Origin of the sequence: Bacteroides sp. PHL 2737, from assembly GCF_004115325.2 — a bacterium.
Lineage (GTDB): Bacteria > Bacteroidota > Bacteroidia > Bacteroidales > Bacteroidaceae > Bacteroides > Bacteroides hominis.
The window spans coordinates 2,525,486-2,537,966 of record NZ_CP040630.1; the positions used below are offsets into that span (position 1 = coordinate 2,525,486).

9 protein-coding genes are annotated in these 12,481 nt (G+C 40.2%); 2 read left to right on the top strand and 7 right to left on the bottom strand.

Translation table 11 applies throughout. From position 1 onward, the window contains the following. Window positions 1-31: 31 nt before the first annotated feature. From pepT to DBK98_RS10280, 3 genes are all read right to left on the bottom strand, one after another. The gene (pepT, locus tag DBK98_RS10270; protein ID WP_005809714.1) at window positions 32-1,255 is read right to left on the bottom strand and encodes a peptidase T; all 1,224 of its coding nucleotides are present in this window, start codon (window positions 1,253-1,255) and stop codon (window positions 32-34) included. A gap of 132 nt (window positions 1,256-1,387) precedes the next feature. Then, the gene (locus tag DBK98_RS10275; RefSeq protein WP_005809713.1) at window positions 1,388-2,794 is read right to left on the bottom strand and encodes an amidophosphoribosyltransferase; all 1,407 of its coding nucleotides are present in this window, start codon (window positions 2,792-2,794) and stop codon (window positions 1,388-1,390) included. Window positions 2,795-2,877: 83 nt separating this feature from the next. After that, entirely contained in the window at window positions 2,878-3,240 is a 363-nt protein-coding gene (locus tag DBK98_RS10280) for a DUF488 domain-containing protein (RefSeq protein ID WP_032535942.1), read from the bottom strand. A 520-nt stretch (window positions 3,241-3,760) separates the two neighbouring features. On the opposite strand from DBK98_RS10280, the gene DBK98_RS10285 reads away from it, so the two are divergent. Together DBK98_RS10285 and DBK98_RS10290 are read left to right on the top strand one after the other, a co-directional pair. Further along, window positions 3,761-4,897: an OmpA family protein gene (locus DBK98_RS10285; RefSeq protein WP_005775986.1), complete on the top strand. Its 1,137-nt coding sequence runs from the start codon at window positions 3,761-3,763 to the stop codon at window positions 4,895-4,897. Window positions 4,898-5,023: 126 nt separating this feature from the next. Further along, complete coding sequence (locus DBK98_RS10290; protein WP_033572616.1) at window positions 5,024-6,751, top strand: IS1182 family transposase; 1,728 nt, start codon at window positions 5,024-5,026, stop codon at window positions 6,749-6,751. Here DBK98_RS10290 and DBK98_RS10295 read toward each other — a convergent pair. The 4 genes from DBK98_RS10295 to DBK98_RS10310 form a co-directional block, all read right to left on the bottom strand. After that, entirely contained in the window at window positions 6,701-7,132 is a 432-nt protein-coding gene (locus DBK98_RS10295; protein WP_005809711.1) for a Fur family transcriptional regulator, read from the bottom strand. The genes DBK98_RS10290 and DBK98_RS10295 overlap by 51 nt on opposite strands. Window positions 7,133-7,134: 2 nt before the next feature. Then, window positions 7,135-9,081 carry a heavy metal translocating P-type ATPase gene (locus tag DBK98_RS10300; RefSeq protein WP_005809710.1) on the bottom strand — a complete coding sequence of 649 codons (1,947 nt, stop codon included), beginning with the start codon at window positions 9,079-9,081 and terminating at the stop codon, window positions 7,135-7,137. A gap of 116 nt (window positions 9,082-9,197) precedes the next feature. After that, a complete protein-coding gene (locus DBK98_RS10305) occupies window positions 9,198-10,232 on the bottom strand; it encodes a YeiH family protein (RefSeq protein WP_032535429.1) in 1,035 nt (344 codons plus the stop codon). Window positions 10,233-10,457: 225 nt separating this feature from the next. After that, window positions 10,458-12,479, bottom strand: a complete 2,022-nt coding sequence (locus DBK98_RS10310) for a RagB/SusD family nutrient uptake outer membrane protein (RefSeq protein ID WP_032535428.1) — start codon at window positions 12,477-12,479, stop codon at window positions 10,458-10,460. Window positions 12,480-12,481 lie beyond the last annotated feature (2 nt).

A 12,481-nucleotide genomic window follows, 5' to 3' on the forward strand; every position in this document is an offset into this window, starting at 1 on the left:
AATGAGAATTTAAGAATTATATAAATAATGATTATTTAGAAGCTACAAGTTCAGCAATCTTCACAATGACTTTCATTGCCTTTTCCATGTTCTGGATCGGAACAAATTCATAGCGGCCATGGAAGTTCAGCCCACCTGCAAAGATGTTAGGACAGGGTAAACCTTTGAATGACAATTGGGCTCCATCCGTTCCTCCACGAATTGGTTTCACATTCGGCTTCACGCCTACAGCCTCCATTGCGGCAAAAGCAGTATCGATAATATGCATCACAGGCTCAATCTTTTCTCGCATATTATAGTATTGGTCACGCAACTCAAGAGTGGCGGTACCTTTACCAAACTCTGCGTTGATCTTGTTTACCAGATGCTCTATTTCTTTCTTGCGATCTTCAAATTTATTGCGATCATGGTCACGAATGATATAGGATACAGTACTCTGCTCTACATCCCCCTGGATACCGATAAGATGATAGAATCCTTCGTATCCGGAAGTATGTTCCGGAGTTTCATGCCGGGGAAGCATGGTGATGAATTGATTGGCTATGCGGATAGAGTTAATCATTTTATGTTTCGCATATCCCGGATGTACATTACGTCCCTTAAAAATGATTTTGGCAGCAGCGGCATTAAAGTTTTCAAACTCCAATTCCCCGACTTCTCCTCCATCCATCGTATAAGCCCATTCACATCCGAATTTCTGAACATCAAACTTATGGGCACCTTCACCTATTTCTTCATCCGGATTGAAACCGATCCGGATTTTGCCATGTTTAATTTCGGGATGTTCTTGCAGATAGACAACGGCTGATACAATCTCGGCAATACCTGCTTTGTCGTCTGCTCCTAATAAGGTTTTACCATTGGTGACAATCAGATCTTCTCCTTTGTGATCAAGCAATTCGGGAAATTGAGCCGATGAAAGCACAATGTTTTCTTCGGTACAGAGTACAATATCCGAACCATCATATTTTTCTACAATGCGTGGAGTTACATTTTTTCCACTCATGTCGGGACTCGTATCCATATGTGCTATGAAACCGATAACAGGTAATTCCTTGTCTGTATTGGCCGGCAATGTTGCAAAAAGATAACCGTTTTCATCCAATGTTATATCTTCTAACCCCAAAGACTCTAATTCGGACTTTAGATATTCGGCAAATACCATCTGTCCCGGAGTACTGGGAGTAAGTCTTGTCAGTTCGTCCGACTGTGTGTCAAAGCTTACATACTTTAAAAAACGTTCTACTAAATTCATATCATTAAGAATTAATAATTTGCTAATCTATTATTTTTCACGCCTGTAAAGGTAAAAAAAGAGCCGTGAATTGCCAAGCAATTCACGGCTCTTTTTTAATACATTATTCTATATTTAATCACTAATAGCTACTTAGAAACAGCTGGAGCCATCGAAACAATGGGTGCAGACCTTACATTTTGGCAGTCCGATAGCTTCAATTAGTGTTTCAATCGTATTGAATTTGAGGGAAGAAAGTCCAAAACGCTCAGCAATAATACTTACCATTTTTTCATATTCCGGTGAACCGGTAGTAGCATATTTATCCAGGTTTTTGTTTTCATCTCCTTCCAAGTCTTTTATTATTTGTCTGGTGATCAGTTCCATATCTGATTTTGAAGCAGTAAACCCAATAAAGGGACAGCCATAAATCAGCGGTGGACATCCAATACGCATATGTACTTCTTTTGCACCATAATCAAAAAGTATTTTCACATTATCGCGCAACTGCGTACCGCGTACAATGGAGTCGTCACAAAAGATGATACGCTTGTCCTGAAGCATTGCACGGTTAGGTATTAATTTCATCTTTGCCACCAGAGAACGTAATTCCTGCTTACTCGGAGTAAAACTACGAGGCCAGGTGGGAGTATATTTAGTAATGGCTCTATGATAAGGAATCCCTTTCCCTTCTGCATAACCTAACGCCTGTCCAATACCCGAATCCGGGATTCCACAAACGCAATCGGCGTCAAAATTATCCTGTTCTCCCATTTTCATTCCGCTCGTGAAACGCACTTCCTCTACATTACGGCCTTCATAGCATGAATTGGGAAAGCCGTAATATACCCAAAGGAATGAACAAATCTGCATTTTATCGTTGGGCTTACGGAGTTGTTCTAAACGGTCCGCGTGCATACGGACAATCTCACCGGGACCCAAATAACGTTCTATTTCAAAATCAAGATTCGGAAAACTGTTGGATTCACTGGTAGCAGCATAAGCCCCCTCTTTTTTACCGATAATTATAGGAGTACGTCCCCATTTGTCACGTGCGGCAATCACTCCATCTTCTGTTAACAGAAGCATGGAACACGATCCCTTGATATGGTTATATACGTTTTCAATCCCTTCAACGAAGTTTCTTCCTTGAATAATCAATAAAGCAATAAGTTCAGTCTGATTGGTGTTACCCGAACTAAGTTCGGCAAAATGCATGTTTTGTGAGAGTAGTTCCTCTTCAAGTTCTTTGAGGTTGGTGATCTTTGCGACTGTAACAATGGCGAATCTGCCAAGATGTGAATTGATAATAATGGGTTGTGCGTCTGTATCACTGATAATGCCTATACCGGCATTTCCTTTAAATTTATCAAGTTCCTCCTCAAACTTAGTCCGGAAATATGAACTTTGTAAATTGTGGATCGAACGGATAAATCCTTGTTCTTCACTATATGTCGCCAGTCCTCCCCGTTTTGTTCCCAGGTGTGAGTTATAGTCTGTGCCGTAGAATAAATCGGTCACACAGCTCGTTTTCGAGACTGTTCCGAAAAAACCTCCCATATGATTCTTTTTTGATGTTGTTTTTAAAAAGATGGCGCAAAAGTACAAAAAAGATTCGTGTTGGCATAGGTTTCTATAAGAAATCAGTTTTTCAGGCGATCCTCCAGAAACGCCTGTAAAATACGGGCATGATTATAAACCGGTTCCTTAGAAGCATATAAAAGAGTGACTGTTTTATAAGGATGTATCCGGACTAAAAAATCAGCTACTTTATCGGAGGTTTCAAGCTCTTTCCGGTACATTGCCGCAAATTCTTCCCAATGTCCTGGGATATCTCCGTGAAACCATTTTCTCAAATCGGAAGAGGGAGTCAGTTCCTTCGCCCAATAATCATACTTTAAATATTCTTTTTTCATTCCACGAGGCCAAAGCCGGTCAATCAGTACACGATAGCCATCCTGTTCCGAAGGATCTTCATATACACGTTTAATTCTTATCTGATTCATATCAATGATCTTTTGATTATAATAACTTAATAGAAATAGAAAAAGTTTATGGAAGAAAGGACAAATCATAATACCTTAAGAAAATGTGAGTTTTAAAATATAAACATTGTAAGTGCATCGTTCTTCAAGTGGAGATTGATAAGAGAAGTTATGAAAGATGAAAATCGGAACATAAGGAATTAACAAACCATTCATTTTGTTTGTAGAGCTTCATATTGGTATTATACCTATTTAATTATTATAATCTGCTGAGAAACAATTTTATGTGAATAGCTCTGCAAAGCGATCTAAACGCTCTTTTTCTATTCCAATTATAAATACCTATTTTACAAAGGTTTGCATTTAATTCAAAATTTACTTCCCAGAAATAGGCTTGCGGAAATTTGCAAGCTACAAAAATAAATTATATTTTTGCGGCTGTTTTTGCAAAACCGATTTACATGAATCGGATCGATAAAACAATTATTGGCGAATAATTAACTATTAATGTTTAACCAAACCAATTTAAAATTTAGAAAAAATGAAGAAAAGTATTATTATGTTTGCATTAGCAGCATTGATGAGCACAAGCGTTTTCGCTCAAAACAATGATGCAGAACGCCTTCCGGGGTACAAAACAACTTTCGAAGGTAATGGATTTTGGAATAATTGGTATATGTCTTTAAACTTTGGTGCGCAGTCTCTCTTCGCTGAAAACTCTAAAGATGCAAAATTCAGAAACACTATAACTTTTATGCCGACTCTTTCGGTAGGTAAATGGTTCAACCCTTATTGGGGAGTTCGTTTGCAGGGTACAGGTGGCTCATTGCATGGATTTACATCTGGAGCTAATTCAATGTTACATTATCAATATGGTGCCGTTCATGCAGACTTTATGTTTGGACTGATCAATTTCTTCGCTCCTTATAAAGAAAATCGTCGTTTTGACATCGTTCCTTTTGCAGGTATCGGTGGAGCATTCATCCGCAAAGGTGACCAGTCATTTACAATCAATGCAGGTATTCAGGCACGCTACCGTATTTCAAAGCGTTTCGATATCAATGTTGAATACCAGGGAGCTATTTTAGACGACGATATGGTAGTTCGCGGCGGTTTCCCGAACGATGGAATCAGTGGGCTGACAGCCGGCGTTACTTTCCGTTTCGGAAAAACCGGTTTCAAGAAAGGTTACTCTTCACGTCAGTACAATGCAATTAAGAGCAACTATTCTGACTTAGAGGCAAACTATACTTCTTTGAAAAAAGAAAATGCTGCACAACAAGCCGAAATTGCTGAGTTGAAAGCACGTAAGCCGGAGGTTATCAAAGAAGAAACCGTAATCGATAATTCAGAAATCAAGGCTCTCCCAAGTACTATCACTTTCCCGTTCAACAGCAGTAAAATTGAACTCTCACAGGAAGTAAGTATCTTCAATATTGCTGAATTCTTAAAAGCAAATCCTGAAATCCGTGTTCGTCTGACTGGTTACGCCGACAAACGTGGTTCGGAACAAGCTAACAGAATTGTTTCTGAAAGACGTGCCAATGCAGTGACAGAGGTATTTGTCAATAAGTACGGAATTGCTAAAGATCGTATCACTACAGAATTCAAAGGTACCAGCACTAAATTTGAAAATGATGACTGGAACCGTGCAGTAGTTGTGGAATTGATTAAGTAATAACAATTATACTACCTTTTTTAAGAAGGAGGGTGTCCGAAAAGGGTACCCTCTTTTTTTATGTAAAAGTCCGAACTTTCCCAAGCTCGGACTTTTTAATTTGCTCTAAAATGTTTATCTTAGAGCATGTTAATCGATAGTGCAAATATACAATTTAAGGAGTATTCTCAAGGTATGGATTCCTTATTTCCTTGCCGTCTTGATGAAAATATTTCTTCGGATGCTCCGGTCCGGCTTGTCAACCAGATTGTTGATAAGCTTGACATCAGTCCGTTGTTATCTACTTATAAGGGTGGTGGTTGTCCTGCTTATTATCCCCGCATGCTTTTGAAAGTGTTGTTCTTCGCCTACCTGAACAATGTGTACTCTTGTCGTAAGATAGCACGTCTACTTCAGGAGAACATCCTTTACATGTGGCTTTCGGGCAAGTCCACTCCCGACTTCCGTACCATCAATGATTTCCGCAGCAAGCGTTTGAAGAGTTGTATCCACAGTTTGTTCACTCAGATTGTGCTCATGCTTGTTGAGTTGGGATATATCAGCCTGGAAAAACAATATATCGACGGGACCAAGATGGAGTCGGCAGCCAACCGTTATACTTTCGTCTGGCGCAAAAGTGTGGAAAAGTATAAGGATCGTCTGGAAAATAAGATTCAATGTATACTTTCTCAAATTGATGAGGGTATTCTCGGTGACAACACCGCTCCTGGAGAATCAACTCTTCCTATTGACAGCCATGCTCTGAAAGAAAAAATAGATGCCATTAATCTGGAGAACCGCAATAAACGTGAACTTCGTCAGATTAAAAAGCTTAATGAGGAGTACTTACCTAAGCTGCAGGAATATGAGAAACACTTGGAAATAATGGGGGAAAGAAACAGCTATTCCAAAACAGATCCTGATGCGACTTTTATGCGCATGAAAGAAGACCACATGAGGAACGGTCAGCTTAAACCGGGATATAATCTACAGATATCCACGGAAAACCAGTTCATAACAAACTATGCTTTCTATCACAATCCGGGTGATACGTTGACGTTGATTTCATTTCTATTGTATGGCCGGATGAGATACTGCCGGTTCATGAAAGAGGTTTGTGCGGATGCCGGATATGGAAGTGAGGAAAATTATGAGTTTATGGAACGCTTCGGTATAAGCGCTTATGTGAAATATAATTATTTTCATATGGAACAAACAAAAAAATGGAAATGTGACATCTCCAAACAAGATAATTTGTATTATAACGAACCGGAAGATTACTTTGTATGTCCGATGGGACAGTATATGAAATTTGCCTACACGATAAAGGCTGTCAATGATAATGGATATGAAAGTGAAATAAGTGTTTACCGTGCTAAGAACTGTCAGGGATGTCCCCTACAAAATAAATGTCACAAAGGGAGAGGAAACAGGGAGATCAAGGTGAATCATAAATTAAGGCGGTACAAGCAACTGGCACGTGAGAAACTCACTTCATCAAAAGGGCTTGAACATAGGAGCAAAAGACCGGTGGAGGTGGAAGCGGTCTTCGGGCAAATAAAATGGAATAAAGAGTACAAGAGGTTCAGGCATAAAGGCTTGGAGAAGATTGTCATGGACTTTGGAATATTGGCTATTGCATTTAACATCGGAAAAATGATCTGCAAGCAGAAAAAGGCTAAGAAAGGGAGGGATGGAAAGGATTATAAGACTGATAAAGGGAGAAAATTGAGTTTCATGAGGGGCATTTTTATAAGTTGTTGGATAAATCACAAAAAAAGAAAAAAGTTAGAGGGTACCCTTTTCGGACACCCTCTTTTATTTTTAATGGCCTTTTTTCAGCTCTGCCGCACATTCCGCGCAACATCCTTTTAATACATAATTTATGCTTCGTACGGCAAATCCTTCAGGCAAATCTACTACGGGGACATGAATGTTTTCAAGGCAGAAAGTCTTATGGCAATATTCACAGTAAAAGTGCGTATGCAAATCTTTCACGGCACAAGTACATTCACTGTCACAAACCGCATATTTTAAAGATCCTGTACCATCATCTACGCTATGTGCCAGATGTTGGGAAACAAACAGGGTAATCGTTCGGAATATGCTCGACTTATCCACAGTATCCAGTTTGTTCTCCAAATCAAGAAGTGAAACAGCTTGTTCCGCATCTATCATAGCTTTTAAAACCAGCATCCTTATGGCAGTAGGTTTTATTCCTCTCTGTTCTAATATCTTCAAACACAAATTTTCCATTCTCATTTAATCATTTTCTGTATACGAATAGCATTCACTATGGCGATCAATGTCACACCTACGTCTGCGAAAACTGCTTCCCATAAAGTCGCAATACCACTTGCTCCCAATACCATTACCAGCAATTTTACTCCAAATGCCAGCGATACATTCTGCCAGATGATGCGGCGCGTACAACGTCCGACCTTTATGGCAGTCGCCACTTTCGAAGGTTGATCTGTCTGGATAACCACGTCTGCGGTTTCAATAGCGGCATCACTTCCTAACCCTCCCATCGCAATACCTACATCACTTAAGGCAAGTACCGGAGCATCATTCATTCCGTCACCGACAAAAGCAATCCGGTTATCTTTGTTTTCCTTCAGCTTTTCCATATGCTCTACCTTTCCTTCCGGTAGCAGATCACCATACGCCCGGGTAAGTCCCAGTTTGTTTGCAAAAATGCTAACAATACTCTGTTTATCACCTGACAAGATCTGAATATTCTTAATATTTAACTCTTTAAGTGATCTGACAGTATCTGCTGCATCGTCCTTTAACACATCGGACAATGTAATGTAACCTATATATTTATTTCCGACAGCACATACGACTGTTGTTTCCGTTATCGAAAGAATATACGCCGGAAACTCAATGGAATATTTCGACAACAATCTGGCGTTACCGACCAACACTTTTTCTCCGTCAACCTCAGTCATTAACCCATAACCTGCAACCTCTTCTATATTCTCAGCAGCAGTAAGGCCAATCTTTTTCTTTTCGGCATAACTAACAATAGCTTTGGCTATCGGATGAGTACTATTTTTCTCAACGGAAGCTATTATACATATCAGTTCTTCTTTTGAAACGCCTGGAATAACTTCACAGGATTCCACTTCAAAAACTCCTTTAGTCAGAGTACCTGTTTTATCAAATACGACTGTATTGACACGGGTTATGGCATCCAGATAATTTCCACCTTTGAACAAAATACCTAAACGGGAGGCTGCTCCGATTCCTCCGAAATATCCTAATGGAATACTGATAACCAATGCACACGGACATGAAATCACCAGAAAAACCAATGCCTTATACAGCCAATCATTAAAAACAAATCCGAATAACGGGTTTATGAATGAATAGATATATGGGATCAGCACAATCAAAAAGGCAAGGCCGATAACAATAGGGGTATATATACGGGCGAATTTTCTAATAAACAATTCGGCCGGTGCTTTACGTTCAGAAGCGTCCTCTACAAGTTCCAGAATACGAGCCAATGCGCTTTTATCAAAAGGCTTTGTCACCTTCATCCGGATCACTTTGTCTGTAACAATCATACCGGCAAGTACCTCCTCACCCTTGCGAATATCTCGTGGAACACTCTCTCCGGTAAGGGCCGCTGTGTTGAATGCTGCTATTTCGTTAAGCATAATTCCATCCAACGGTACACGTTCACCGGCTTTTATTTCGATAATTTCGTTTATAAAGACTGACTTCGGATTGACTGTAACGATCTCGTTCCCTCTCACTACCATTGCCTTTTCGGGTCTGACATCCAACAAGGCACTGATATTACGTTTAGCCTTGTCTATTGCTCGATCCTGAAATAATTCACCAACTGAATAGAACAGCATGACAGCAACTCCTTCCGGATATTCCCCGATATAAAAAGCGCCTAATGTTGCGACTGACATCAACGTAAACTCACTGAAGTAATCTTTCTGGAGAATACTTTCCCATGCTTCCTTTATCACAGGTAAGCCGACAGGCAGATAGGCCAATACATACCAAACCAAAGAAACTGTATTTTCCTTGAAAAAAGCAATATCCAGTTGATTCATTATACCGCCTGCTACCAACATCACCAATGAAAGCATTACTTTCCAATATTCGCCTATGAAGCCATTTGCTTCCTGGCAATTTCTGACCCGCATATTTGCATTCGTTTCACATTTGCATTGTCCCATAATCATGTTTATTATTAGGTTTATGATGCAAAGGTAGCGGATTGCAGGTGCAACAAAGTTGCAAAAACTCAACCGAAAAAGTTTCGAAGGCATTTCGGAATCCGGGAAGGTACTTTTTACATCAAAACAGGTGCAAGGAATTTAACCAGAAAATATCCCCCGGCAATTAGCCATAGATACAACAGGGAAGCAAGTATAAATGGTTTGGCACCAGCTTTTTTGAATTTGTCAATGCTGGTTTCGGCTCCCAATGCAGTCATCGCCATGGTAAGCAAAAAAGTATCCAGATTATTGATGAAAGTGATCAACCCTTGTGGCAGTAAATCAAAAGAATTAAAACCGATAACTGCTAGAAAACCGATGGCAAACCATGGAATGGATATGTCTTTCATGCGGCCGCCTTGTCCGCCTGTTTTCACTGCTGCCCTGGATACCATGAAACTGGTGATCAACAGTACCGGAACCAGCATCATTACGCGGATCATTTTCACGATAATGGCAACATCGGAAATTTCTTTTCCCATCGCATTTCCCGCACCTACCGTATGTGCAACTTCGTGTAACGTAACACCGGTAAAGATTCCCATTTCGTTGGGCGACAACATAAAAGTTCCGTTTCTATATAATATAGGATAGATAAACATTGACAGAGTACCAAAAATAACTACGGTGGACACAGCTACCGCAGTTTTGTATGGCTTGGTCTGGATGGTCGATTCAGCTCCTAAAATAGCGGCTGCACCACAAATGCCGCTACCAATGGAAGTCAGTAGTGCGACCCCACGGTCCATCTTAAGCATACGTCCAATTAAGATACCTCCGAGAATAGTTGTAGCTACTACAATGGCATCGATAAATATGGCAGGTAGCCCCACTGCCAGCACATCCTGAAAAGTCAATTTAAAACCATAAAGAATAATGCCTATCCGTAAGATACGTTTTGAGCAGAACTGAATACCCGGTACCCATGTTTCCGGAAGATTGTTTCTGAGGCTATTGGCATATAGCATACCTAAAATAATACCTACGATCATCGGACTGAAAGAGAGTCTTTTTATGAACTCCATGTCGCCTATGTAAAAGGCTGCACATGAAAACAGGGCTATTAACAAGACCCCGTGAAGCATACTGTTTCTTTTTTCGCTTAACATAAATGAATTTATTTATAGTGTTTTTATTAGTACACCACAAAGTAAGCACTTTAAATCGGGACGCAAGCAATTAAAAAATTTATACCCCATAACTTATCGTTATTTCTGTTCTTGAAAATATGTTCCGGTTTTGTTATTATAAAAAAGCCCCATCCAAAGTATAATCTATACGCTTGGGATGGAGCTTGATTTCAGGAAAAGTCAGTCAGACTGATCACTATCCTTTTATTTTTCTGCAGGCATTGCCGGTGTTGTGGGCCAATATGGATTTTGGTACAGCGGAGATAAATGGACGGATGTATGGTCAGAAGCTGTCAACAGGAATTGTTTAATTGGCAATGGTTGTAAATAATGGGCCATATGCCAGATATAACCATCCTTATATAAGTTCCCGGATCCCATATTTTTCTGATAAGGCCGGAGATACTCACTTAAACTGGCGTTTGATACATTTGCCGATGAACTACCGTCAGCAACCAACTGACCGGCATCATACCATTGTTCCATCGGAGTGTTCCAAAGATGGATTCCCTCCACATGATACGGTTCCACCATCATCTGCTCCAATGCTCTCCACCGTATTAGATCCATCCAGCGTAATCCTTCAGCCATTAATTCACTGCGACGCTCCCGACGCATGTTATACAAAACAGGGTCAGTCAATAATGATCCGGCAGAGTATGCGCCCCAATCTAACTTCTCTTTTTCCATATTGGTGGATGCGATAGTCACTTGAGGGTCAATAGCGGTTCCATTGAAGCCGGCTGCTGTACGAACGGTTTTCCAATACTCCAATATCTTTCCTGAAGCTATATTCTTCGTCAACTGATACTCAGCTTCCATATAGTTCAAAAAAGCTTCTGTTGCACGAAATACTATTGATCCGGTATAGCCGGTTCCGTTACCACACAGCTTTTTATCGAATGTACCACCTTTGCGAATTGCATATCCTGTACTATAGCCTTTTTCTTCGTTTGTCGATAATATGACCGGATAGGGTTCATACTCCATTCCCATTTCCTCTTCAGCATCCATATTCTTAAATAAATTTTTCTGGTTCGGTTCTTTCAGGAATATGTGTAAACGGGGATCTGTATTTTCTCTGACTGATGCCAAGGTTTTGTCATCATAAGAAAAATCATCATGGGATGCATAAACAGGCTTGCCGTCCTTCATGACAAAGCCTTCTACCATACTGCGGGTTAAACCGGTACCATAGTTGCCATGTTGAACCGAAACCTCGATGTTATTCACAATACTCAGTCCTTTGCTGTATTCACGCCAAAGCAAAACGTCAGGGTATCCGGACATGTCGATATTGCCAAACATGCTGAAATAAGGATTGTCAGGATCCGTTTCCGATTGAGGCACCATTCCTGTATTTTGAGTTAATTGTCCTTTGTACTTATCAGCAACAGTTTCTGCACTTTTTGCTGCAACTGTAAAGAAGTAGGTTATTTCATTATCGATATTACCCGAAGGATATTCGTAGTTGGCATTATACTCTTTATCTTTACCGGGCCAACCTTCACCGTTCGGTACAAAGGCAGTTCCTTTAAAATAGTGCAACCATGAGCCCTCAAACAATCCTACACGCGATTTTAATAAAAGAGCTACATCCGGAGACAGGCGATTGCGACGGTCATCAAAATTGTCGCTCATATAAATTAGTGCACTGTCTAAATCTGCAAGAATGAAACGGGCCACTTCATTGCGTGGGCTACGTTTGTTGGCCTCTACCAGGATTGTTTCATCATCCGGCATAGCTTCTTTCAAGATTGGTAAATCTCTCCACTTTTGAAGCATATCAAAATATGCGTAAGCGCGGAAAAAGTAAATCTCGCCAATATATTGACGAATATTGCGCTCTGAGCCGGAAATTCCTCCTTGATTATAATAACCTAATATTGTATTCAAGGAATAATTGATATTGCGGATATTGCTCCATGACCAGTTGCCGTTGGTTTGCCCAACCTTCCACTGATCTGTTGCATATCTGCCGTCTGCGGAAAAAGTTGCCTGATTGTCTGTGTGAACATCGTAGGCAAAAGTTCCATAATTCCCGCCATGAGAGGGCAATACATCTGTATATAGTTTATTGGCTATGGCCTGAACCTGGCTTTCTGTTTGATAATAATCTTCCGGAACTACATAAGAAGGAGGTTGCTTATCTAAAAAATCTTCACAGGCAACAACCGAGGTAGCAAGTAATGCTACAGATACAAAACGTAGAATATTTAATTTCATTG

Excerpts from the sequence above, each read along its gene's own strand:
- pepT (WP_005809714.1), bottom strand. The coding sequence starts at position 1,255 with ATGAATTTAGTAGAACGTTTTTTAAAGTATGTAAGCTTTGACACACAG.
- DBK98_RS10275 (WP_005809713.1), bottom strand. The coding sequence starts at position 2,794 with ATGGGAGGTTTTTTCGGAACAGTCTCGAAAACGAGCTGTGTGACCGAT.
- DBK98_RS10280 (WP_032535942.1), bottom strand. The coding sequence starts at position 3,240 with ATGAATCAGATAAGAATTAAACGTGTATATGAAGATCCTTCGGAACAG.
- DBK98_RS10285 (WP_005775986.1), top strand. The coding sequence starts at position 3,761 with ATGAAGAAAAGTATTATTATGTTTGCATTAGCAGCATTGATGAGCACA.
- DBK98_RS10290 (WP_033572616.1), top strand. The coding sequence starts at position 5,024 with ATGTTAATCGATAGTGCAAATATACAATTTAAGGAGTATTCTCAAGGT.
- DBK98_RS10295 (WP_005809711.1), bottom strand. The coding sequence starts at position 7,132 with ATGGAAAATTTGTGTTTGAAGATATTAGAACAGAGAGGAATAAAACCT.
- DBK98_RS10300 (WP_005809710.1), bottom strand. The coding sequence starts at position 9,081 with ATGGGACAATGCAAATGTGAAACGAATGCAAATATGCGGGTCAGAAAT.
- DBK98_RS10305 (WP_032535429.1), bottom strand. The coding sequence starts at position 10,232 with ATGTTAAGCGAAAAAAGAAACAGTATGCTTCACGGGGTCTTGTTAATA.
- DBK98_RS10310 (WP_032535428.1), bottom strand. The coding sequence starts at position 12,479 with ATGAAATTAAATATTCTACGTTTTGTATCTGTAGCATTACTTGCTACC.